Source organism: Companilactobacillus huachuanensis, from assembly GCF_005404815.1.
In the GTDB taxonomy this organism is placed as follows: Bacteria; Bacillota; Bacilli; order Lactobacillales; family Lactobacillaceae; genus Companilactobacillus; species Companilactobacillus huachuanensis.
In genome coordinates this window covers 1-25,250 of record NZ_BJDF01000028.1, presented here as the reverse complement: position 1 = coordinate 25,250, position 25,250 = coordinate 1, and the positions used below count along the sequence as shown (strand labels likewise).

The window sequence follows — 25,250 nt, the reverse complement described above, 5'->3', positions numbered from 1 at the left end:
GTAAACGAGTAACTTGATCATCGGAAAGATTGATGTGTTGTTTAACAGGTCTGATATCTGATTTCATAAAATATATCCTTTTTTGAATTGATTATATCAGAATATAAAAGTGAGAGCTACACTCCACTAGTGCATCAACAAACGCAATATCAGGTAAACTTCGTTCATAATCATAAAATATATCGCCTATCGTTCTATCATCGATATATTCTCGCTGGTTTAGGCCAAGAATATCGTAAGCAAGTACAATGACAGCCAAGTGACCACATAATCCATCATACCTTTGGATTTGTGTTTTATCGAATTGGAGATATTGTTTGGCTAATTTGAAGTAGCCCTCAATTTGCCAACGGCGAGCGTACATTTGAATAATATCAGTAGATTCTAAACTTGTTTTCGTTGTTCCTAGAACCAAATAGTTATTCTTATCTCCACGTTTAGTGACAAATACTAATTTAACGGGCAATTCCTGACCATCAACGTTAAAAGTAACTATCGAACTATATAGGTACTTCTCCTTTGTGGACCACTTGGTCCGACAAAGGATTCCATAAAGTGATTTTTTACATCCATGGTACGACCGCGATAGCGGAAGTATACTTTTTTAACTTTTTTGAGCATTCCCACTGCAAAAAGGCCACGTTAGAGTAATTCCGAGAACATACGTGGTGAACTATACCAGCTATCAAAAAGAACATACTTAGCTTTTATGCCGCTTTTTACAGCAGAATCTATTAGTTCAAGAGCTACCTCATTCATCTTACGTTGTGCTTGATCACGTCTTTTATATGCCAAGGAACGTTTATCAAAGCATTTAAAAACGCCTAACTGATTCTTTTTTTGACGATGACATTAATGCAAAGTTAATTTTCAAAAAAGTATTTCCGTCACTCCAACCTATGGTTAGAGTGCGGAATCCATTAAAGAGTTTCTGTTTGTTATGATCAAAAACACGTGCTAGTAACTCAGTATTTTTGGAAAACTCACGTTTGAATAGTGAATCATCTATTATTAAGGCTTGCCGTCTTCTAGAATCTGTAAAATGTTCAACGTAGGATATTAGATTAATTGTCAATAATTGAACAAGTTTTTGCCAATTAGTATGAGGATCATTTAAACAATTTCTAACAGTCTTTGTTGTAAATAATTTACTTTTATTGGCTCTGAAAATGGAATAGCGCTTAAAAACAGCCGTTATAAGCTATTCTAACAAGACCGTTACCCTAACACCTTTTGTTTTACTGATATTTGCGGAATGCAAAATAGTCATGGACATGAATACTCCTTTATATACGCCTTTATATATTGGTTTTGGCGACTTAATTATAAGGATATGAGTAAGCTCATGTCTTTTTTTATACAATAAAGCCCCAGAATGCCGGGGCTTTATTGTATGTTATTCAGCTTTCAACCTTTAGTTACTTATTTACTACTGGTTGCTTACAATTCTTTTTTAATAACACCCCTGTAATTAAATTATCGCAATTAAATTATCTTAAAAGATTGAATTTAATACCTTCGCAAAATCATTGCGAAAAAAGAACTAAACTCCACTTAAAATTGGGCTCTGAAATCGGTTGGACCCATCGGACCACCATCTTTGGCTAACATTATCAATTGCTTCAAACGATTCCAATTAGCTTGGTCGAGTCTTGAATCATTGGATGCATTGGCTAGCAAAATTCCACTGACTGTTTTAGAAGCAATTATTTGAGGTGAACTCTTTTTTTACTTAGATACGTACCAGCAGTCATTAAAACTTTAATGATATCTGGATCAGTGTCAGGATTTTGGGATAAAGAATTGTACATTTCATCGACGATTTCAAAAGCCTGTTCATAAACTGACTTTTTCATAGTGCATTATTCCCTCCTTTAGAATTTATAATCGCTAAATAATATCTCCATGATAATTAAACAATAAAATAGACAATCAGCCTTAAGTTTCAAGTTGAGTGTCTAAGAAGATTCTCTTCACCTTTCATTTACAATCAAACACAAATAGAAATAAGATAAAATTAGTTGTTTTCCTTTTAAAAAAAGAACGCAAAAAAGAATCAAAAATAGCAAGTATAGTAACAACCAGTGTACCCATTCAAACTGTTTTCATTTCAATAGATTGCCTAATTTGCTATTTAAAATCTTTGTATAAACTAAATATGACAATAATTTCAATTAAATTAGAAAAACATCCTGAATGATGTTAGATGACGTCACAACCACATTTTTAACAATTATCATTGATTCAAGAAGAGTATTAACTACCTTCAAGATATTTTATCCTCCACATATAGCCATCGATGTATTATTTAGATAAGCAAAATAATAATTGCTGCTATAAGAAACGAGGTTATAAAAATGGATAATACGACTCTATTTAATTTAATCGATGACTCTTATAATGAAGATTTTTCAAATCAACCTATCAATTACAAAAAGTGTCTTTTACAGGGTGCTAAGGAGCTGAACAATGGCGACAGTAACATTAGCGTATGTTTAACTATCTATCAGGATTAGCACAATAATTTTATTGTTCCAATGACACTGCCACCTAAAAATAGATAATTACGCATGGTGCTAGTTAATCCGTTTTAAAGTATCTACTAATAACAAACATTGTTCGATTCCTGTTTGAAAACTATCTAGTGAACGAGTTCTGTTTCCAGATTAAAAGTAATTCCACAACGAGAAAATATCGTCTCATTTTGTCTTCTATCATGTGTTAATAATCGAGTATTCGTCCCATAGTTAAACATATTCCTGCGCTTAGGCGTCCAGAATTCGACACCTATACGAGCTAAGCCGATCTTTAATTTCTTACTCAAATAACCAGAATCAGCTAAGGCACGCGGACAGAATATTGGCCTATTAGAGTGAGGACCATATTTATATAGTAAATGGACGCCTTAGTAATTGTATAAGCAAATGGTATTCCCTGATTAGTCACTTCAAAACTATCTTTGAAGAACAATCACACTAAAAACAAACAAAAGTTTGCGATAATACAAAAAAATTCAATCGATAATATTTTTAATCATTATAAATCGATTATTAATATATATTAATTGTTGTATTAGATGACATGTCAAAATGAAGGAAGTGATATCCAATGATGATGTATCCGTATTTGAAATTAGGCCCTAGAGATGGAGTCATGTTAATTTCAGTTTTTATTATGTTAGTTTTAACACTAGTTTTTAAATGGTCAGTATGGGAATTTTCGTTTTCTGTTGTTGCAGTCATAATTGCATTTCTAGCAGGGAACATGAAATCAAATGAGAAGAACGTGCTTGCTTTCTTGAAAAAATAGTTTGAATTGGGACAGGATACCCTGAATTCGGTTCTTTCTCAACTTTGGTTATGAGAAAAAGAGGCTGTTTCTCGCTTGGAATTATTTCAAGTGGAAGACAGTCTCTTTTTGACAAATTTCTAAATTAAATATGCATACGCAATCCTTTTATAACCAAAGTTGAGAAAGAACCATAATTTTTATAAAACTTTACCTTTTTGGTAGGTATTCTATTCACTCCTGAAATAATTAAGGACATTCTATTTAAGCATATTTACTCAATTTCAAATTAGGGATCATTAATCTTCATAATCATTCTTATGCTTGATGCCTTCATTCTAAAAGAATAAGAAAAACCACGACATCTACAATACTTTTTACTTTTCAATAAAGCCCCTGTAGTTAAATTATCCGAGAGGATTGAATTTAATACCTCTGAAAAATTATTGTGGAAAAAATAGACCTCACAAGAGGTCTATTTTTTTATATGTGTAGCTAAAGGTTGGAAGGAGAAATATTAATATAACCGTTATTGTTACAGCCCTAGAGTTAATTATTTAAATGATTAGGATTTTATGCGGGGGGGTTGCTAGGCTTCAAACAAACAGCCTAAGGTTCGAGACCGTACTTTGGCTCGGACAGCAATTGAACACTCTCAACTCTGGAAACGGCATACTTAACTAAACTCCCCTTAAAACTGGGCTCTGAAATCGGTTGGACCCATCGGGCCCCCATCTTTGGCTAACATTATCAATTGCTTCAAACGATCCCAATTAGCTTGATCTAGTCTTGAATTATTGGATGCATTGGCAAACAAAATTCCACTGACTGTTTTAGAAGCAATTATTTGAGGTGCACTCTTTTTTTTGCTTAGATACGTACCGGCAGTCATTAAAACTTTAATGATATCTGGATTGGTGTCAGGATTTTTGGATAAAGAATTGTACATTTCATCGACAATTTCGAAAACTTGTTCATAAGCTGTTTTTTTCATAATACATTGTTCCCCTTAGCATCTATACTCAACTCACTTCATGAAATATCCATAACTCAAACATAACAGAAATCCTAATTAAATTTCAAAAGTATCTTGAATAACGTGATATTATATCGTAACCAAAAAATCTCAGATAATATATAGTCGTAAAATTAACGAGCTATTCATGGATTGATTCTGCTCTATTTGGCCAAAAAAATAGGCCCCCCATGAGGTCTATTTTTTATATTTGTCCAACTTCAACTGAAGCGTCATTAGACAACTTCTTCTGCAAGTATTTTTCCATTTCTTTATATGAAATATTAAAGTTCATTTCAACTTGTTGTGGTCGTTTAGTGTTAAAAATTACTGCTACCTTTGGTTTACGTCCATCAATTTCGATTGGAATCAAAGTTACATGAACTACTGAAGCATAATCTAGCACACCTGAATAGAAACCGTTCAACACGATTTTCTTTTCGCCGACACCGCCGACACCATTCATGATATTTAGCAACATGAACAATGCCACCATGATAATGTACGACAATTGATTGGTTGGTGAAACTAACAACCATGCGCCAATAAAAGCCGCAAAGATTAATGATGAAACTTTATATATCGATCTGATTTCAATCTGTGATTGCCAATAAACATTAAAGACAGCACCGAGAAAAAAGATGACATCTACTACTAATAGTATTGTACTCATTTAAATTTATCTCTTTTCTAGTCATTATAATTAATCTGATTTTATTTTCAAGAATCCTTACGGATTAAGTTTAACAGTAAATTGCCTACCGAAGTAATACATTTACCCACGGAAGAATTAATAATCCAATGCCACTTCACGTTTAAAATAATAAATGAATTGGAGAAGTTGAAAATATTAACCCTACTGTGTGGACGGCAAACTTAATTTGCTTACCTATATTGTATCGTACTTAGACAGTAAATTCATGATAGCAAGCTTTTATTGGTCAAATGCATATTTGGATTCGGTCAATTTCATAAAAAATCATAAATTATTCTATTATTTAAAAGCCCAGAATCACCTTGACATCAGCTTTAATCAAGTTTTTATTAGGTAGACTTAATTTTTTTGTTTATGGGGTTTAAAATCAGTCTCTAACATGATATTATATCTGGAGACAAAAAAAGGGGGATATAAGCTTGAGTGAAAAAAATAAAAAGCACGAAAGCCTTATTCATTATGCTAACGGCCCTTCCTTGGAAGAAATTAACGACACCGTTGAAGTTCCGACTGATGCTGGTTTCTTTAAAACTCTGTTAGCATATAGTGGTCCAGGGGCATTGGTTGCCGTGGGTTACATGGATCCAGGTAACTGGGTTACATCAATTGCCGGTGGGGCACAATTTAAGTACAAATTACTATCTGTTATCTTGATTTCTAGTTTGATTGCGATGCTTTTGCAATACATGGCAGCTAAACTAGGCATTGTGACCGGAAGAGATTTGGCCCAATTGACTAGAGATAGAACTTCCCGTGTGGGCGGTTTTATCCTGTGGGTAATCACCGAATTAGCCATTATGGCGACTGATATTGCAGAAATTATTGGTTCCGCGATCGCGTTAAAATTACTATTCAATATACCGGTACTCTGGGGTGTTATTATTACCGCCTTTGACGTACTGCTACTACTGATCTTAATGAAATTAGGTTTCAGAAAAATCGAAGCTATTGTAGCCACGTTAATCATGGTTATCCTCTTCGTCTTCTTATATGAAGTTATCTTGGCAAAACCAGATATGGGCCAAATGGTCATCGGTTTTGTACCAGATCCAAAAATTCTTCAAAATCAAAGCATGCTTTACCTTTCATTAGGTATCGTTGGTGCTACGGTTATGCCACATAATTTGTACCTACACTCCTCAATTTCACAGGCCAGAAAATATGACCGCAATGATTCTAAGAGTGTACATCAAGCTGTTCGTTTCTCAACTTGGGATTCAAATATTCAATTAACATTAGCTTTCATCGTTAATACTTTACTATTGCTATTGGGAGCTGCTTTATTCTATGGTACAAACAGTGATTTAGGACGTTTCGTTGATCTGTTCAACGCACTACAAGATCCTAAAGTTGCTGGTGCGGTAGCCAGTCCCGTTCTAAGTATTCTGTTTGCGGTAGCACTTTTGGCTTCTGGTCAAAACTCAACTATCACCGGAATACTCTCAGGACAAATCGTTATGGAAGGTTTCGTCCACATGAAGATGAAACTTTGGGTACGAAGAGTTATCACTCGTTTGTTATCAATTCTTCCAGTTATTACCTTTGCCATTATTTATAACGGTAATGAAGCTAAGATTGAATCACTTTTGACATTCTCACAAGTATTCTTGAGTGTGGCATTGCCATTCTCGATTTTCCCACTGATCCGTTTTACTAGTAATAAGGAATTGATGGGTGAGTTTGCTAATAACAAAGTTATCGAATATCTTGGTTATTTCATTGCCATTGTGCTGACGATTCTTAATATGTGGTTGATTTATACTACATTTGTTCCTGGGGCATAATAAAGGTTTCCGTCTCCATAGCCGAGAGTATTAACCTGCTCTTCCGACTAATTTATTCTTTGGTTGATGAAATATCTCGTGATTTATACTATTAACAAACAATAGTCTAGTTATCTGATTTCGAGAAAACTTTCCTACTAAATCAAAACAAGTCCTGCAATTTTTGGAATCAATCCAAACGTTGCAGGGCTTTATTTTGAATGCTAAATAAAAACGGACCACTTTCCTATTTTGAAGTAGCCTAATTGTCAACCTATGATATAATCTGGTATCATCAAACTAAGAAAACAAATAGAAAGCAAGGAATATTGATTGAATGCACTTGTAAATATGTATGGACCATTCTTTGATCTCCATAACTGGGCAACGGTTATCGAATCGGGGGAAGATTGGTTAATTATCCTATCTTTAATCGTTATGGAATGTATGTTATCTGTCGACAATGCCGTTGTTTTGGCTGCTCAGACTCAATCATTACCTAACAAAGCGGAACAAGAAAAGTCACTATTTTACGGACTTTTCGGTGCTTATATCTTCAGATTTTTAGTGATTGGAATCGGTGTCTATTTAATCGATTTCTGGTGGATAAAAGTTTTAGGTGCCGGTTACCTATTTTATCTATTCTTGAATCATTTCTTTTTCAGCAAAAAGAACCAACCAACTGAAGCTCCGACTGAACGGAAAGAAAATGCCTTTGAAAAGCATCTTCATATTTCACGCTTCTGGCAAGTCGTTATCTCAATTGAATTGATGGACATCGTCTTCTCAATCGATTCAGTTTTGGCTTCATTAGCAGTATCAAGTAACCCAGTTATCGTGCTGATTGGTGGTATGATTGGTATTTTGGCAATGAGAGGGATTGCTGAATTGATTATGGGACTTATGAGTAAAATCCCAGAGTTAAATGGAATGGCATACTTTCTGATTCTGTTTATCTCGGTTAAATTATTCTTGTCAATTCCCGCAATTGATATTGAAATTCCTAATATGGTCTTTGTAGGTGTATTGGTTGCCTCAATTATCGTCACATTGATCATTCACCAAATAAACAATAATCGTGCTCCCAGGAGCAAAAAAAAATAGTCTCCTAACTGGAGGCTATTTTTTTGTTTCTATACTATATGTTGAAGTATGCCGTCTCCAGAGCTGAGATTATTACCCTGCTATGCGGACCGGCCCGAGCCTGGGGAGCGGTCTCGGACCTCGGTTTGAATCCTTGCACAAACCGCAAGTATCCAAACTCTCCCGGTGGCGTAATGGCTGAAGCCATTACGTCACAACCACAGCCGGGTAATACTCTCTGCTCTTCCGACTAATTTTTTTATTATTCAATAGCCAAATTGCTTCTTTATCAGATTTGGTTCTTAAAGTATCCCTAATTATATTTGGTTTTGAAACTTGTCAAAAAGAGACTATCCTCCACTTAAAATAATCAAGCGATAGACAGCCTCTCTTTTTAATTAGTCTTTGTCTTACCACAACAAACTCTAGTTAATTGATTTATTCCGCAAGGACTAGTAAATCTAGCCTCCGGGAACCAGTGATTTCACCAGCAGTGAAAGTGGCGTTATGGCTTTTAGCCATTACACCACAGGACGACTTTTGAGACGTGATTTTCGGCTCAAAAGCGAGGTTCGAGACCGTACCCCAGGCTCGAACCGGTCCTCACAGCAGGTGAAAATCACTGGTTCCCGGAGGCGGCTGTCTCTTATTTATTTTGCAGTTTAGAATGCTTCAATCCATAAACAAGATAAACCACAATTCCGATTGCAATCCAAATCCCCACACTAATTTTAGAAATTGCAGGTAACATGAATAAGAAATAGAGACTGGATAATCCAGCAAAGATTGGTAATACTGGATAAAATGGCATTTTGAACCCATCGTTTGGAATATCCTTGCGTTTTCTCAAGAAAATAATTCCAAATGAAATGAATACAAACGCTAATAATGTTCCGGCATTGATCAATGATGTCAATTCCGTCAATGGTACTAGTCCGGCAAAGAATGCTTGAACAATTGCGGCTACCCAGACGGCATTTCTAGGTACGGAAAATTTTTCATCCACTTCACCCATTTTTTCCGGCAACAACCCGTCACGTCCGAGTGCATATACTAGTCGAGATCCACCGAAGAACATCGTCAATAATGATGTGAAAATCCCGACCAAAGCACCGACTGTAATCAACTTATTCCAAGTATCCAAATGGATAACTTTTAACGCATAAGCTGCTGGGTCGTCAACATTTAAATCTTTATAATTAACGATTCCGGTCAAAACAAATGAAAATCCAACATATAAAATTACGGCAACAACAACGGTTCCCAAAACACCACGAACAACATCCTTTTTCGGATTGATAGTTTCAGCTGAATTAGCAGCCAAAGCATCGAATCCTACAAAAGCAAAGAAAACCGTCGCAGTAGCTGTTGAAATTCCACCCATACCAAAAGGTTTTGTGTGAAATTGTTTGGGATAGAATGGCACGTAATTACTTGTTTTAATGTAAAAAGCACCCACAATAATAAATAAAATAATAATGATGACCTTAATTAGGACGGCTACATTTTCAACTTTTTTTGAAAGACTGGCTCCTTGAAGAATAATTGCAGCAATTATCAACACAATTAAAGTGGCAGATAAATTGATACCCCCGCCTTCTAAAGGTCCAGCTGCTAGAAATTTCGGCATCGAAACGCCAAATGCTCCTAAAATATTATTATTAAAATAAGAAGCAAACCCAACCGCTTCTGCGGAAACAGTTAAAAAATATTCCAAAATTAACGCCCAACCGAGAATCCAACCAACGATTTCGCCATAAATAACCGCTCCAAATGAATACGCCGATCCAGCAACAGGCATCGCTGATGAAAATTCGGCATATGCCATCCCCACAAAACCAGAGACAATTGCAGCAATCAAGAACGCTATCGTAACAGCTGGTCCTGCGTGCAATGCAGCCTCATGTCCAGGAAGAATAAAAATACCTGTACCAATTACGGCACCAATTCCTAAAGATAGTAGATCCCTAGCGCCAAGACTCTTTGTCAATCTGGAATCAGCCTTAAGATACGTATCGACCGATTCCTTTTTAAAGACATTTTTCATGAATTTTTCTCCTTAAAACTGCATAACCAATAATTACACTAAGTCTAAAGTTTACTACAATTTTTTTCATGAAAACAGATGTTTTGTACATAAAATGTAAACAATTGTTCATTTTTCGTTCACAATTGTAGATAATCTTACTATTTATGCCGTCTCCAGAGCTGAGAGCATTAACCTGCTATGCGGACCGATTCGAGCCTGAAGGGCGGTCTCGAATCTCGGTTTGAAGCCTTACCACAAACCGGTAAGTCTCCAAACTCGCCCGGTGGTGTAACGGCTGAAGCCGTAACGCCACACCCACAGCTGGTTAATGCTCTCAGCTCTTCCGACTAATTTATTCCTTATTCTACGAGATATTTCAATAAACATCTTCACCTATTTACATACTAGCCAAATGGTAATTTATATCTATGTCGATAAATTGATGATAAAAAAGCCACTTCTCACTTGGAATTATTTCCGAAATGAAAAGTGACTTCCTTTTATAGCTACTACTTAGCTACCGTCATACATTATTTTTTATTAATTATTATCTAAAGGTTGAATGGTAAAAAAATTAATATAATCATTGTTTTTACAAATCTAAAGCTAATTTATTTAAATATTCAGAAGTCTTGATTTTATTAATCCTATTATGTAATAGATAAACTAGTTGGAAGAGCTGAAAGTATTCATTTGCCGCGAAAGTGGCGTTATTGCTTCAGCAATTACACCACCGGACGCGTTGAAGACTCGCGGGTTTTGCGAGGCTTCAACCGAGGTTCGAGACCGCTTCCCAGGCTCGGGCCGTTCCGCGCAGCAAATGAATACTTTCAGCTCTGGAAACGGCATAAACTAATTAGTTACCCTCAGTCCGATATTTAGTTGGAGCATATCCGGTATACTTCTTAAATGTTTGGCTGAAATAGCTCAAACGGGTAAACCCTAAAGAATCGGAAATATCTTTAACACTATTATCCGACTCCTTCAACAAAAGCATTGCCTTTTGAATTTTCCGGGCATTCAAATACACCGAAAAGCTCAGACCTGTTTCTCGTTTGAATAATTTACTGAAATAATAATCAGATAAATAAACTTTGCTCGACACTTGATCTAAGGTTAATCGCTTGTTAAGGTTGCTATCAATATACTCAATTGCTGATATGATAGAACTGTTCGAAGTTGACATAACTTTAATTTGTTGCAAAGCATGTCCTTCATTATCAGCCAATTCATCCATCGCATCGTTTACATCTAGGGCGTATTTAATGACAAAGTTATCGATGCCACGATCTTTTACAATTAATTTGGCAACGCTTTCTGTCATATTGCGCAAAAAAATAACATGATCCTGCAATTGTTGCATGGTATGAAGATGTTCTTCGTTAGTACCTTTTTCAATATCTTTAGCAACGCACAATTTTCCAACTCGTTGATTGATACTGTTAATTCTTAGCGGTGCATCGGCGTATTCTAAATTATATTTAAATTTATTGACACTTAATTTGGATAAATCAGTCATTTTATTCATCCTGGTCAAAGCACTACCTTCTGCCAAGTCACCAAATATTCCTGCTTGTAAGTGATCGTCGTTGCCCAAAACAAAAACAGCGATACCATTTGTTTGCGCATAAGACTGCAACAAGTGGATAATCACTTTTTCATTGCTAGATAATAACGACTGTAAATCAAATTCTTCCATAATTATTAGCCAACCAATCTACAATATTTAAATCTTTGAATTTAGATATTCCATTAGTACCACTGCATCATTATGTTCCTCATCTTTGGCACTGTATAATATGAGAACATCTTGTTTTTCTAAAGCTGCTCTGAGATTTGTTAAAAATTCAGCAGTATAAGGATTAGCATTTATTTCTGTTAAATATTTCGTTTTAAAATCTATATATTTTTCAGGATCATGATTGAACCACTTTCGTAATTCGGCTGATGGAGCAATTTCTTTAGCCCAAAGATCCAAATCCGCTCTAACTTTTGAAATACCTCGGGGCCAAAGCCGATCAACAAGCACTCGATATCCCTCAGGTAATTCTTTGTCATAAATACGTTTCATGATCAATTTAGTCATTTTAAACCCTTCTTTTATCCATTTTAATTGTATCACAGGAATTACTAATGATTTTTGTTAATTTTTTGAGTAAATTAGCACTCGACAATTAAGAGTGCTAATTTCTTGAATTCTATCCCTCACGATTTTACAATGTATTTGTAATAAAGGGAAAGGAAGTAACAAAGTATGACAAATGAAATTATGGATCGTAATAATTTGATGAGAAACTGGTTTAACAATGATTCTTGGACGAATAATTTTCCATCCATTTTCGACAACAATTTCCCAGAGGATTCAACTCTAAAAACTGATATTAAGGAAACCGATAAAAATTATGAAGTCCATGTAGATATGCCAGCGTTTGATAAGAAGAATATTGACATTAATTATGAAAATAATGTTTTAACAATTAGTGGTCATCGTGATAGTTTCAATGATCACAGTGATAAAAACGGTGACATGATTATGAGTGAACGTTCAAGCGGTCGCCTTATGAGACAATATCACTTGCCAGCAGTTGATACAAAAAATATCAAGGCCAATTATGACAACGGCGTCTTGATGATTGATCTTCCAAAGTTGGAGAAAAAAGTCGATTCTGGACATCACATTGATATAGACTAATTTTCTTTACGATTTAAATCATAAAGAAATTAGATTGAGGATATTTTAAAAACTTTCAATTTTTAAAACTTAGTATCAATTTAACTTCGATTTTTCAAATGGAATCCAATAATCTTAGTAATTTATCTAAGATTGTTGGATTCTTTTTTAAATAAATTTAGTAGCGTAATCAGATTGGCACACTTACTTTGGACTATTCAATCCCCATAGCAAGCCTAAAATGATGAAAAGTGCAGTTATAATTCGCCAAAATGTACCTTTTGGCACATAATTCACAGAATCTTCACAATTTCAAAATATTTAATTCATAAACATTCAGTATTATATAAATTGTAGATGAGAGATATAAGTAATCCCTTTTCTCACCCCCTATAACATATATATTTAATCCCCTAAATAAAAACACCTTTCCCCGAGGTGTTTTTTTATGCACTTTTAAGTACCTGCCGGTAGTAGTTGAGTAAAAAATAAGCTATACTAATATGTGCAGAGCGGAATTTTTCCACTCTCATGGGATGTAGCGCTTTTTGCTACAGAAGGACAAAGAATTTATACAATAAAAAAAGACTTATCAAAAAATGGGCTATCCAAGATTCAAATGATTTTAGAACTAACCAATCAACAACTTCATGATAAGCCTGCACCTATAAACCGTAGATTAGAGGTAAAACTCTAGTCTCATCCCCCCTATTAACACTATTCAATCCCCTAAGAAAAAGGCATCCTTCCCTAAGGATGTCTTTTTTGCTTTTCGTCTCCGGTTGCTAGAGATTTTCACCTGCTGTGAGGAACGGTTCGAGCCAAAATACGGTCTCGAACCTCGCTTTTGAGCCGAAAACCACGTCTCAAAAGTCGTCCGTGGAGTAAGAGCTAAAGCTCTAACTCCACTTTCACTGCTGGTGAAATCTCTAGCAACCTCCGGCTAACTTTCTAATTAAATATATGACACTAAAAACGACTGTTAAGAGTAAATTATTAACCTATGCGACAGATTACGAACGTTACTCGTTGATAGACAATTAACTAGTCGGAAGAGCTGAGAGTATTAACCAGCTGTGGTTGTGGCGTTACAGCTTTAGCTGTTACACCACCGGGTGAATTTGGAGACTTACCGATCCGTGGTAAGGCTTCAAATCGAGGTCCGAGACCGCCTCTCAGGCTCGGACCGGTCCGCATAGCAGGTTAATATTCTCAGCTCTGGAGAACCCCCCCCTATTTAATCAAAGTTCCTCGTAAAATAAATTCAGATGGAATGGATTTCTTAACAATCCCTTTTTCGAAAATGGACCAAAAAGCATACTCGCCAATCTCAGTTAATTTATGATCAATTGTCGAAAAATTCATCAAGCGGCTGTAATCCAAATCCTCCTGTCCAATTACAGGAATATCTAAATCCATTTTGTGCAACTGTGATAACAATCCAGCAGCAACTTGATCACTGTTAGCAAAAATAACTTGTATTTTAGGATCCCGTTCGACAAAATATTGGGCTGCCTTGATTCCCCCAGTAAATCCTTGAACTCCCATATACAAATCTTTAGCAGCAATTTCCTGTCCAAAGACTTTTTCAAACGAACCTTTTGTCTGCTTAGTTGATTGACTATATTTCTCACTACGACTGAGTGTAACGCCGATATGGTCAAATTTTAATCTGCGTAACAGGTCAAATACCTTGGTATATGACTCTTCTCTGTTGGTATAAGCGCATGAAATTGGATAATCGAAGGTATCTTCACAACACGTAATCGTTCCGTATTGTTGATACTCCATAATTTTTTCAAATGAAATGGTCCGGGAAGTAAAAATCAAACCATCGAATGATTGATGTTTTAACATTTCCAAATACTTGATCTCATTTTTAGAACTATAATCGGATGGCAATAATGTCACTTGATAATTTTCTTTAAACGCTGCTTGAGTAATAGCTGAAATCAACTTTTGGAAGTATGGAATATCAATATATGGCAAAACGACCCCAACCATGTAGGTTTTCCCGGTGCTCAAGGCTCTAGCAACATCATTGGGATGGTAGTCTAACTCTTCCATTGCCTGCAAAATATCTTGCTTCGTATCGTCGGCAACATAACTTAAATTATTGATGACTCGTGAAACGGTTGAGACTGAATGACCGGATTTTTTGGCAACATCGCGAATGTTTGACATGATTTCCACTCCAATTCTGATTGTTAGCTTGCTACGTATCAAATTATTGACTTATTTATGTAAAAAATCAAAATTCATAATTTCTTCACATTTTCAAAATATTTGGTTCACACTTATCAAGTATAGTATTACTTGTAGATGAGAGATAAGAAATCTCATCTCATCCCCCCTATAACATATATATTTAATCCCCTAAAAAATTAAAAGAACACCTTCCCCGGGTGTTCTTTTTTTGTGCTTTATTTTTCAGCCGAATGAATGGCTGCAGCTTTAAACATTAAGGTATCAACGCTGATATTCTTAAATCCCACTGCCTGCATCATTTCAGCTAATCGCTTGATACTGACAAACTTATTAACGGAATCGTCCAAATATTGATATTCCGGCTGACTTTTAGCAAAAACTTTTCCCATCAGTGGCATCAAATGATTGAAATACATCTGCCATCCGATTTTAATCACCGGTGTCTCCACCTTAAATGCCTCAAGACAGATCAATTGCCCACCAGGTTTCAAGACTCGATAAATCTCTTTTAACGCTTTATCGGCATCTGGCACATTCCGCAACCCAAAACCAATCGTAACTGTGTCAAAGCTATTGTCAGTGTAATTCAATTTCATAGCATCACCAATTTCCAAGTTTACATTGGTTACTCCAGCAGCACTGATTTTTTGTTGAGCGATTTTTAACATCTCTTGGCTGAAATCCATCCCTATAACTTCGGCATGTGGATAACGTTTTGCCAATGCAATCGTCCAATCAGCTGTTCCACAACAGAGATCCAAAATATTATCCGGTCCCACTATAATTTTACTTGTCGCCTTTTGACGCCATTTCTGATGTGTTCCTAAACTCATAATTGAATTCAACTTGTCATAATTTTCAGCAATATTATTGAACGTTTTTTGGACGTCTTCTTCTGGTACTTTATTGGTCAGTCCCATAATTTACCTCTAATCGATATTGTTTACTCGTCCGTAATAGTACATGTATTTTATCCCACTGTTAGAAATAACATACTTTGAAACACCAGCATTGTCTGGTTGGATAATTTGTGAAATATTTTGAGCACCGGTAACAACTTTCATAAATGAACGGCTAACAAACCCATGACAAACAACCATAATTTTTTCATCGCCCTTTTTAGCCATATCATTCATAAAATCTTCAACACGTTTGTAAACGTCAGCGTATTCTTCACCATTTTTGGCATATTTAGTATAGCCTGGCAATAGATAACGATTCTCATCAAACACATCCGGATATTTGTCACGTAGATCAGTTTCTTTCAGACCATCCCATGAACCATAATCTGCTTCAACTAGACGCTTATCTTGTTTAATATCGTGAACATTTTGATTCAAAATCTCAGCTGTTTGTAGTGCACGTTTCATAGGACTTGAATAAATTTCATCAAATTTTTTGATATCAATATATTTCTTTAATTCTTCAACTTGGGCAATTCCTTTAGCATTAAGTGGCTTGTCAGTAGACATACCATTGATACGTCCCTCATAGTTGGTATCTGTCTCACCATGTCTTACAATATATAACTCGACCATAAAAAAACTCCTCTGTGTTAGCGCTTTAATTTAACTCCTTTTAGTATTTCATTATTGACTTTGCATTGCAACTCAATTATAGTGAAAGCAATCAAATAAGAATCCTTTAAATATTGGTCCCGTGAGGCTAATAAGGACACACGTTCAGTCTTTCTTTTCGCATACACGGGATGGAGGACTATTTTTTTTGCAAAATTTCACTTGGGGGAGATGTTCATTTTGGATCCAAATAGTAAAGACTATCGCAATCCGGATGCAGTTTTAGACGTTTATGAAAAGCCACCTTTAAGCACATGGGCTTTCCTATCATTACAGCACTTATTCTCAATGTTTGGCGCCACGGTCCTAGTGCCACTTCTAGTTGGACTTGATCCAAGTATCGCACTATTCAGTTCTGGTGTCGGAACACTTATTCATATTTTAATTACACATCGTAAAATTCCTGCTTACATGAGTTCTAGTTTCTCATTCATTGTGCCAATGGTCGCATTGATGAAGACCGTAGGTTATGCCGGAGTTGCACAAGGTACCATTGCCGTTGGTTGTGTTTACCTAATTGTTTCACTAATTGTCGGCTTCGTTGGTTCTGATTGGATCGACAAAGCTTTGCCACCTATCGTTGTTGGGCCTATCGTTATCGTTATTGGTATGTCAGTTGCCGGAAGTGCTGCTAACAATGCCATGATGAACGGTTCTCACTATGATTTGAAATACTTCGGAGTCGCCATGTTCACACTTTTCTTAACGGTCTTATTGAATATGTATCTTCGTGGTTTTTGGAGTAATATCGCTATTTTACTAGGTATCGTTGGTGGATATCTGCTATCAGTTGCCTTGGGAATCGTTGATTTTTCAAAAGTTATCTCTACCCCTTGGCTCAAGTTACCTGCCTTTGACCTAATGTTCGTTAATTATATGCCTAAACAGATTTACTGGGGAGCTATCCTGAGTTTCGCGCCGATTGCCTTCGTTACAATGGCCGAGCACTTGGGACATATCATGGTGCTTGATGAATTAACTCACCGTGATTTCTTCAAAGACCCTGGTCTTCACAAAACTCTAGCCGGTGATGGTACAGCTTCAATCGTGGCTGCCTTCCTTGGTGGTCCCCCTATCACATCATACGGTGAAAATATTGGTGTTATGGCTGTTAACAAAATCTTCAGTGTTTACGTTGTTATGGGTGCCGCAGTCTTCGCTGCCTTATTCGGTTTCGTTGGTAAACTGAGTGCCCTAATTCAAACAGTTCCTGGTCCCGTAATTGGTGGTATCAGTTTCGTCTTGTTCGGAGTTATTTCATCTAGTGGTTTGAGAATCCTAGTTGATAATAAAGTCGATTTTAATGAGAAACGTAACTTGATGATTGCCTCAGTTATTTTGGTTATCGGTATCGGTAATGCTTATCTTCAAATTGGAACTTTCCAATTTACTGGTGTTGGTGTTGCTACTGTCGTTGGTATTATTCTCAACTTAATTTTGCCTAAGTATGCACTATCTGAAAATTGGGATGAAGATAAAGACGAATGGGAAAAAGATAAAAAAACTAAGTAGGCCGTCTCCAGGGTTGAGAATATTCACCTGCTATGCGGACCGATTCGAGCCTGGAAAGCGGTCTCGAATCTCGGTTTGAAGACTTTCCATAAACCGGAAAGTCTCCAAACACGCCCGGTGGTGTAAGAGCTGAAGCTCTAACGCCACACCCACAGCGGGTAAATATTCTCAGCCCTTCCGACTCATTTTATTAGTCAGAATTATTTCTGATAAATTGAACACAAAACAGAGTTGTATCACACTTAAAGAACTAAATAATTAAGTGTGATGCAACTCTGTTTTATTAGTTTTAATATTTAATGCTTTAAAATAATTATTGAAATACCTCTATAACTAAACTTGAGCAAGAGCACTTACAATGTGTCCCGTCTTTTTTGAACAATAATTTTATTCGCAAAACAAATTAATATGTGCCTTAGGAAATACTTTGCCCTGAAACTTTAATGGGATAATATCATTTGGTTCTCTAATCAAATCGACAAATAATTTTCAATATTAACAACAAGAAAACACAGAAAAAGACGTATCAAATAATCGGAATAAATTTATCATTCTGATTGTTTAATGCATCTCTTTCTCCATAATTTACATTAGAGGCTGAAGGTTGAAAGGCGAAAAATTAATATAACCATTGTTGTTACAGGCATAAACAAATTTATTTAAATAAGCAGAAGTTTTCATTTTACTGTTCCTGCCCCCCAAAAAATAAACTAGTTGGAAGAGCTGAGAGTATTCATTTGCAGCGAAAGTGGCGTTATTGCTTTAGCAATTACACCACCGGGCGCGTTGAAGACTCGCGGATTTTGCGAGGCTTCAACCGAGGTCCGAGACCGCCCTTTGGCTCGGGCCGTTCCGCGCAGCAATTGAATACTCTCAGCTCTGGAAACGGCATACTTAACTATACCTTCAACCTTTAGTTAAATCCTCTTTTTATTGCTACTGCAACATCGCTGTTAATTTTTCTATCTGCTGCTTTATTTTCTGTCCGTAATCTGTATCTTTAACGGTTATTCTTTCGGAAGAACGTTCCACCATTTGTTTGGCTATCACCACGTCTGACATTTCTTCAATTGATTCCTTTCGTGATGTGAAGGACTTCAATGTTTCCAAACGCATTCCGTATGAATCGAATAGCAAAGCATAACCACCGATTTCACTATTTCTGTTATCTACTTCTGACAAGCCATTAACCACAACAATTTTCTTATTTGCCATGATTGGCGCTTCATCATTATCTGGCGTGTGCCCATTGACTATGTGGCCTCGGCTATTTAATCCGAATTCCTTCATTAACTTATCCGCAAACCACTCTTCTTTGCATAGCTTAAAAAATGGATTCCAGTTTTCTTTTCGAAGCTTGGCATCATCGACAAAATAACGTTCAAATGTTGCCATTTTATCTTTGCCAAATAATGGCGAATTTTTCCCTTCCCATAAGTACCAAATGAAATCTGAGTTATAACAATCTCCGGTCGTAGGATGTCTCATCCCATCTTTTAATACGTATTCTGAGTAGTCACAGAAGCTCTTACCTGAATATTCATGCCCATCTTGTTGCCACTTTAAAAAATTACCTTTTTCATCAACTGGAATACAGCCATGAAAGAGTAAGTTGCCATTATGTTTAAAATACATTGAGCCATTGTCGAGCATGAACCACATGTGTTCGTTCAACTGAGTTGAATGTGTAAATTGATTGATCAAATCGATGATAACTGTCTGTTCACTATGTGTAATTTGATAAGGATTGGCGGGATTAACTGTCTGAAAGCAGCCGTATTTAATAGGATAAATTTTGTCGCCGATCGTTACTGATTTTTTATCCAGACTCAGTTTATCCAATAGTAATCGATCTTCCATTCCAAATTCAGGACGACGCTTGATTGCCTGACCTTCCAACTTGAATTGCATAATGGCAGCCGCTTGCTGAATACAGTTGTCGATATTTTTATCCTCGTTAGTTTCACCTGTGAGATTAACTTTTGCTTCGAAATTTGGTATTGGCACATAGGCATGAGTCGCAAACTTGATCATTGAAGTTAAATCGATGCCATAAACGTCTTCTAACAATTCAAGATTATGATAGCGAGCACAGATACGAATCAAATTTAACATGCACAATTTAGATCCAGCCAAACTTCCCATCCATAAGATATCATGGTTACCCCACTCAAAATCAAAATTTTGCCACGTATCACTTAATTGTTTAATAACACTTTCTGGGTGACGACCGCGATCATACACATCTCCAATAATATGGATTCGCTCGATCGCCAATTTTTGAATAGCATGACAAATTGAGATGATAAACTCCTCGCCCATTTGCAGATTGACCAATGTCTTAATCATTTCGCGATAATATTGCTGTTTATCTTGCGTATTCAAATTGCCGAAAACTATTTTTTCTGAAATATCACGGAGATTGCTATCGAGGGCATCATAGACAATATCGTGAGGATACTTTCCGGAAATATAACGAACGACCTCAACCAATCGGTTAATTGTATCCATATACCACTGTTTGGCATCATCTTCATCAATCAATTTTCCATTTACATCTTCCAGAACTTCTTCAGGATAATAAATTAAACCAACCAATTTCTTTTGATTGAGTTTAGTTAAACGCCCGTTAAAAACTTCCTCAACTTTTCGGCTAACATTACCCGCACCACTACGAATAATATTTAAATATTTATCATCATTACCGTGAATATCGCTAATAAAAGCTTCAGTTCCCTTTGGTAAATTCAAATTTGATGTTAAGTTTACGATCTTAGTTTTTATCTCATTGTTACTTGTGAATTCGTTGTCCATATTATGTGCTATGCCTTCCCCAGAAAATCCGTCATCATCAGTTCTGATAGCGTATACAAGTGAACTATACCAAATGAAATCATTAATTCCAAGTATCACAATTATATTTGAGTTAAAATTATATATATAACGTGTAGTGTTGGTTACAGATACCTTCACTTTGCGCTATAAATAGGAGGATATATTATGAATTTAAACTTAGATTCTACGGTAACTTTGAATAACGGTGTCGCAATGCCTCAACTTGGATTGGGTGTTTGGAAAGTTAACAACTCTGGTGCTTCTCAATCAGTCCAATGGGCATTAAAACATGGCTATAAAGCTATTGATACTGCTAAACAATATGGTAACGAAGCCGGTGTAGGCGATGGATTACAAAAAGGTTTGGCAGAAAATGGACTCAAGCGCGAAGATATTTTTCTAACAACTAAGATTTTTAACGGTGACCAAGGCTATCAATCAGTACTTGATAACTTTGAAGGCCAATTAAAGAGATTGCAAACCGATTATGTAGACCTAGTCTTGATTCACTGGCCAGTTACAGGTACTTACTTGGATACGTGGCGTGCTTTGGAAACTATCTACAAATCTGGCAAAGCACGTGCTATTGGTGTATCAAACTTTAACATTGAACGACTAAATAATATTCTTCAATTCTGTTCAATTAAACCAGCAGTTAACCAAATGGAGTATCATCCCCTTTGCCAAGAAGTTGATATTAAGAACTTCTGTGATGAAAACAACATCTACCTAGAAGCTTGGTCTCCACTTGGGGGTGGTTCTGTCCTAGATGATACTAGACTCAAGACGATTGCTGATAAGTATAATAAGTCCGTTGCCCAAGTTATTCTCCGTTGGGACCTGCAAAACGGCGTTATAACGATTCCAAAGTCCGTTCATGAAGCTAGAATCATTCAAAACTCTGACGTCTATGATTTTGAAATCAGTGATGATGATATGGAAGAAATCAACGGCTTTGACACTGACAAACGCAGTCTTTGGTATGGTGACTTCTATTGGAGTGGTAACCCTGATGGATTCAAAGATTCCGTTGATGTTTGGGACGACCAAAATCAATTTACTAAATAAGATTTTTTAATAAATATTTATCGAAGTATACAAAAAGGATTTTTAGCTCACTTATTAGTGGGTTGAAAATCCTTTTTGTTTAAACAAATATTCAATTTATGAAAATTATTTTATATATTTATGAACAAAGATATCCGTTATGTCAATTTATACTATAACAATATTGATTTTGCAGGATTATTCATTGCATATAATTTCATTAAAAAAACGGAGGTTCTTGCTTCATGAAAATAAACAAAGTTGCCAAGTTACTCGGCGTTTCTCTTTGCTCATCTCTACTCTTAAGCAGTGTTCTAGCCGAACCAGCAAAAGTTATTTTAGCTAGCCCACAACAAGACACAACAACTACTCCCGCTACTGATAATAGTAGTAATTCAAATGATTCAACTGGTGTTAATGACGAAGAGGACACCAATACTGATACTGACGATAATACGGATGCTCAAACCGTAAATATCACCTTCATCGATCAAAATAATAATAAAGTAGTTGACAGCAACAACAAAGCCTACACATTTTCTGGTGAATATGATGACGGAGATACCATAAATCCCGCTGATCTAGCAGATAAAATAGCTGAAGATCTCAATGGCGGTTATACAATTGATTCCAATCAAGGAGACATCACTGTTGAAGCAGGGACTAGTGATTATACCATTAAAGTTGTAGCTAAAACTTATAACAAAGTCTCAGTTTCCTTACGTGATCCTAATAACAACGGAAATGATATTGAACATCCTAATTCTGTTACAGTCGGCCAGAAGAGTGACGTATTGATTTATACTCAAAATGAAACATATGACGAATTTCCAATATCCGATATAGCGTTCCATGGGTATGGATTATCTAATCTTTCATTTGACACTAAAAATAATAAAATCCCTAACACCAATAATGATGGTACTATCACTCTTACCTATGATATCCTTCCGGAATTTGAAAAAACCTATGTACAGACATTTTATAGCTACATTATTTTCGCTTTTTACAGTGAACCATTAGATCAAACACTAACACTCCAACATGTTGACGATAAGGGCAATCCAATCCCCGATGTTGACGATGAAACCATTTCTGGGTACAAAACAGGTGACGTTATTAACGATCCTTATGAGTTGGCCAGTGTTAAAAATATTCCAGGTTATACTTATATTCATACTGACAAGCCTTACACTGTCTCTGACAAAAATGACATTAAACTAGTCTATACTAAAGGCGACCTTAATTATCTGAAAGTAAATTACAAAGATAAGGACTCTGGAAAGGTAATTTATACTGACTATTTACGTGGTAATGCTGGCGATACCGTTGATATTCAAGACATCCATAATGTCTTCGGTCTTAGTAATTATAAAATGACTGATTCAGATGTAACTGGCGATTACGTTATTAAATCGAACAATCAAAGCCTAGATGTTAACGTAGAAAAAATGGCTCCCTTGACGGTAAATGTGACCCAATCAGTTGACAATGGCCTTAAATTTACAAATAACTACCTTACTGACTATGGTGATACCTTTTATTACAGCAATTTGAAGTTCCTTTCAAATGACCTGTCTAACCTTGAAAGTATTACTATAAAAAATGGTGATGAATCAGAATCCTATGATCAAGAGACCTTGAATCAACTACTGAATGACAACCCCAACATTACAACCGTTGCTGACTTTGTGGGTAATTCCTCCGTACTAGTTGATGATGACAGTAGTGGTCAAGAACTCGAATTTTTCGTAAATTATAAAGCAACTGTCAATGCCGACACTATCAATGTATCCTACCAAACTGATGACGGTAAGGAAATTAGCACCGTCTCTAAGGATACTAATGATATTTCAGATGTTAACGATTTAATTACCACTAATTTGCCAAAAGGCTACGAATTAACTAATTCAGATAATCCCTATACAATTGATTCCAGTGTTGATGGAGTAGTCAATTTAGTATCACAAGTTAAAAAAATATCTGATTCTGGAAATTCTGGCGGTGGTGGCAACAACTCCGGCGGTTCTGATAACAATAATAACAATTCTGGGGATATAACATCCGTTTCGGAAACTATTAGCACACACCCAAGTTTAGATAAAGTTACCATTTATGATGCTAATGGCAAAGCAACTGGCGAAACTGTTCCTTCCAATAGTGACTGGTCTACCGACCAAAAACTTACCCTAAATGGTAAAACTTATTATCGAATTGCGACTGACCAATGGGTTAGTTCCGATGATGTTTACATTTATCAGCCTACTTCTACCAGCGTTAAAACATACTCAGATTCTGCTAAAGGATTAGTGAACTCAACAAATTCAGCTATCTCTGATCGTATGCTTGGCAACGACAGTGACTGGTATACAGACCGATATACTTACTTAAACAATCAGAAATACTATCGTATCGCCACTAATGAATGGGTTAGCGCTAATGATTCCTTTGAATATCAAACAACGAATCAAATCGTAACTCCTTCATCAACCGCAAAATTATACAATGACCGTGGTGAATTCGTGAAAGATGCTCCAGCATTCAGTCTAAAAACCGATAAGATTTCAACAATTAACGGTGTTCAAATGTATCGTGTTGCTACTAATCAATGGTTACCTGTTACTGACGTACAATAAAAGCCTCAAATACAGAATGAATTATCACATGATAATTCTAAATTAAATTTTTAATTACATAAAATGAGTTGCATCACACTTAAAAAGATAATTAGGTGTGATACAGCTCATTTTTTGATTTTAATATTTGAAGATTGAAAGGTGAAAAGTCAATCTAGCCATTGCTATTACAGGCTTAGAACTAATTTATTAAAATAAACAGAAGTCTTTATTTTATTGTTCCGGCATTAAAAAAATAAACTAGTTGGAAGAGCTGAGAGTATTCATTTGCAGCGAAAGTGGCGTTATTGCTTCAGCAATTACACCACCGGGCGCGTTGAAGACTCGCGGGTTTTTGCGAGGCTTCAACCGAGGTCCGAGACCGCTCTTTGGCTCGGACCGTTCCGCGCAGCAATTGAATACTCTCAGCTCTGGAAACGGCATGCTTAACTAAACCTTCAACCTTTAGTGCGATACTTCTATAACCAAATTTAAGAAAGGATCAAAGTCTGGACTGCTATCTTTCCACTGCTGAATCGTTATTCTTAATCACCGATCCAAGATTAAAGTTAACTACATCTTTACCAATCATGATTCCGGTCAAATTATAATGTGCCACAAACGGCATAAATTCTTCAACGTGTGCGGAAGAGCCAACTAATGACCAGATGCCTGCTTCAACTAAACTACTGCGAATAACGGTCGTTTGTTTGTCGTCACGTTCATTTCTAGCTGTAGCGATAGCACCATTCTGCAAATAATATTTCGTAATTTTTTCTACCTTATTTTGCGGGGCAAATTTTATAATCAAGTTAGCCACTTGAAAAAAATTGAATAAAAAAACACCAAGACGAAAAAATCAGGTATCATTGGAGTTCCGACACTAACAATG

19 protein-coding genes and 2 pseudogenes are annotated in these 25,250 nt (G+C 36.0%); 8 read left to right on the top strand and 13 right to left on the bottom strand.

Going from position 1 to position 25,250, the window contains the following annotated elements; translation table 11 throughout:
• Window positions 1-127: 127 nt before the first annotated feature.
• Together FFM71_RS13705 and FFM71_RS13490 are read right to left on the bottom strand one after the other, a co-directional pair.
• A pseudogene (locus FFM71_RS13705) lies at window positions 128-1,264 on the bottom strand (IS4 family transposase); the annotation flags it as partial.
• A 442-nt stretch (window positions 1,265-1,706) separates the two neighbouring features.
• Complete coding sequence (locus FFM71_RS13490) at window positions 1,707-1,856, bottom strand: hypothetical protein (RefSeq protein WP_171000569.1); 150 nt, start codon at window positions 1,854-1,856, stop codon at window positions 1,707-1,709.
• Between the two features lie 501 nt (window positions 1,857-2,357).
• Here FFM71_RS13490 and FFM71_RS13485 point away from each other — a divergent pair.
• Window positions 2,358-2,516: a bacteriocin immunity family protein gene (locus FFM71_RS13485; RefSeq protein WP_171000568.1), complete on the top strand. Its 159-nt coding sequence runs from the start codon at window positions 2,358-2,360 to the stop codon at window positions 2,514-2,516.
• Between the two features lie 60 nt (window positions 2,517-2,576).
• On the opposite strand, the pseudogene FFM71_RS13925 reads toward FFM71_RS13485, so the two are convergent.
• Window positions 2,577-2,964 (bottom strand): annotated as a pseudogene (locus FFM71_RS13925) (transposase family protein); the annotation flags it as partial.
• A gap of 144 nt (window positions 2,965-3,108) precedes the next feature.
• On the opposite strand from FFM71_RS13925, the gene FFM71_RS12120 reads away from it, so the two are divergent.
• Window positions 3,109-3,309: a hypothetical protein gene (locus tag FFM71_RS12120; RefSeq protein WP_137612419.1), complete on the top strand. Its 201-nt coding sequence runs from the start codon at window positions 3,109-3,111 to the stop codon at window positions 3,307-3,309.
• Window positions 3,310-3,979: 670 nt separating this feature from the next.
• On the opposite strand, the gene FFM71_RS12115 is transcribed toward FFM71_RS12120, so the two are convergent.
• Window positions 3,980-4,282 (bottom strand): hypothetical protein, encoded by a 303-nt coding sequence (locus tag FFM71_RS12115; protein ID WP_137612418.1) that lies wholly within the window; start codon window positions 4,280-4,282, stop codon window positions 3,980-3,982.
• A 226-nt stretch (window positions 4,283-4,508) separates the two neighbouring features.
• Window positions 4,509-4,976 (bottom strand): hypothetical protein, encoded by a 468-nt coding sequence (locus FFM71_RS12110; protein WP_137612417.1) that lies wholly within the window; start codon window positions 4,974-4,976, stop codon window positions 4,509-4,511.
• Between the two features lie 461 nt (window positions 4,977-5,437).
• Between FFM71_RS12110 and FFM71_RS12105 the strand changes: the two genes are divergently transcribed.
• Window positions 5,438-6,802 (top strand): Nramp family divalent metal transporter, encoded by a 1,365-nt coding sequence (locus tag FFM71_RS12105; RefSeq protein ID WP_137612416.1) that lies wholly within the window; start codon window positions 5,438-5,440, stop codon window positions 6,800-6,802.
• Window positions 6,803-7,132: 330 nt separating this feature from the next.
• A complete protein-coding gene (locus FFM71_RS12100) occupies window positions 7,133-7,885 on the top strand; it encodes a TerC family protein (protein ID WP_373278807.1) in 753 nt (250 codons plus the stop codon).
• Between the two features lie 625 nt (window positions 7,886-8,510).
• Here the strand turns inward: FFM71_RS12100 and FFM71_RS12095 are convergent.
• From FFM71_RS12095 to FFM71_RS12085, 3 genes are all read right to left on the bottom strand, one after another.
• Entirely contained in the window at window positions 8,511-9,911 is a 1,401-nt protein-coding gene (locus FFM71_RS12095) for an APC family permease (RefSeq protein WP_137612414.1), read from the bottom strand.
• An 838-nt stretch (window positions 9,912-10,749) separates the two neighbouring features.
• On the bottom strand, window positions 10,750-11,592 hold the full coding sequence (locus tag FFM71_RS12090) for a helix-turn-helix transcriptional regulator (protein WP_137612413.1): 843 nt from the start codon (window positions 11,590-11,592) through the stop codon (window positions 10,750-10,752).
• A 27-nt stretch (window positions 11,593-11,619) separates the two neighbouring features.
• Complete coding sequence (locus FFM71_RS12085; RefSeq protein ID WP_137612412.1) at window positions 11,620-11,979, bottom strand: DUF488 domain-containing protein; 360 nt, start codon at window positions 11,977-11,979, stop codon at window positions 11,620-11,622.
• 168 nt (window positions 11,980-12,147) lie between these two features.
• On the opposite strand from FFM71_RS12085, the gene FFM71_RS12080 reads away from it, so the two are divergent.
• A complete protein-coding gene (locus FFM71_RS12080) occupies window positions 12,148-12,585 on the top strand; it encodes an Hsp20/alpha crystallin family protein (RefSeq protein WP_137612411.1) in 438 nt (145 codons plus the stop codon).
• A gap of 1,212 nt (window positions 12,586-13,797) precedes the next feature.
• Here the strand turns inward: FFM71_RS12080 and FFM71_RS12075 are convergent.
• The 3 genes from FFM71_RS12075 to FFM71_RS12065 form a co-directional block, all read right to left on the bottom strand.
• Window positions 13,798-14,748 carry a LacI family DNA-binding transcriptional regulator gene (locus FFM71_RS12075; protein ID WP_137612410.1) on the bottom strand — a complete coding sequence of 317 codons (951 nt, stop codon included), beginning with the start codon at window positions 14,746-14,748 and terminating at the stop codon, window positions 13,798-13,800.
• A 239-nt stretch (window positions 14,749-14,987) separates the two neighbouring features.
• Window positions 14,988-15,692 carry a bifunctional demethylmenaquinone methyltransferase/2-methoxy-6-polyprenyl-1,4-benzoquinol methylase UbiE gene (gene ubiE, locus FFM71_RS12070; RefSeq protein WP_137612409.1) on the bottom strand — a complete coding sequence of 235 codons (705 nt, stop codon included), beginning with the start codon at window positions 15,690-15,692 and terminating at the stop codon, window positions 14,988-14,990.
• 9 nt (window positions 15,693-15,701) lie between these two features.
• Complete coding sequence (locus tag FFM71_RS12065) at window positions 15,702-16,310, bottom strand: histidine phosphatase family protein (protein WP_137612408.1); 609 nt, start codon at window positions 16,308-16,310, stop codon at window positions 15,702-15,704.
• Between the two features lie 219 nt (window positions 16,311-16,529).
• Between FFM71_RS12065 and FFM71_RS12060 the strand changes: the two genes are divergently transcribed.
• Window positions 16,530-17,861, top strand: a complete 1,332-nt coding sequence (locus tag FFM71_RS12060) for a uracil-xanthine permease family protein (protein WP_223876546.1) — start codon at window positions 16,530-16,532, stop codon at window positions 17,859-17,861.
• A 936-nt stretch (window positions 17,862-18,797) separates the two neighbouring features.
• Here the strand turns inward: FFM71_RS12060 and FFM71_RS12055 are convergent.
• On the bottom strand, window positions 18,798-20,675 hold the full coding sequence (locus FFM71_RS12055) for a fructose-bisphosphatase class III (RefSeq protein ID WP_137612406.1): 1,878 nt from the start codon (window positions 20,673-20,675) through the stop codon (window positions 18,798-18,800).
• Between the two features lie 186 nt (window positions 20,676-20,861).
• On the opposite strand from FFM71_RS12055, the gene FFM71_RS12050 reads away from it, so the two are divergent.
• Window positions 20,862-21,764 (top strand): aldo/keto reductase, encoded by a 903-nt coding sequence (locus FFM71_RS12050; protein ID WP_137612405.1) that lies wholly within the window; start codon window positions 20,862-20,864, stop codon window positions 21,762-21,764.
• A gap of 224 nt (window positions 21,765-21,988) precedes the next feature.
• On the top strand, window positions 21,989-24,379 hold the full coding sequence (locus FFM71_RS12045) for an SLAP domain-containing protein (RefSeq protein WP_137612404.1): 2,391 nt from the start codon (window positions 21,989-21,991) through the stop codon (window positions 24,377-24,379).
• A gap of 496 nt (window positions 24,380-24,875) precedes the next feature.
• Here the strand turns inward: FFM71_RS12045 and FFM71_RS12040 are convergent, their stop codons facing one another.
• Window positions 24,876-25,169: a hypothetical protein gene (locus FFM71_RS12040; RefSeq protein ID WP_137612403.1), complete on the bottom strand. Its 294-nt coding sequence runs from the start codon at window positions 25,167-25,169 to the stop codon at window positions 24,876-24,878.
• Window positions 25,170-25,250: the final 81 nt, after the last annotated feature.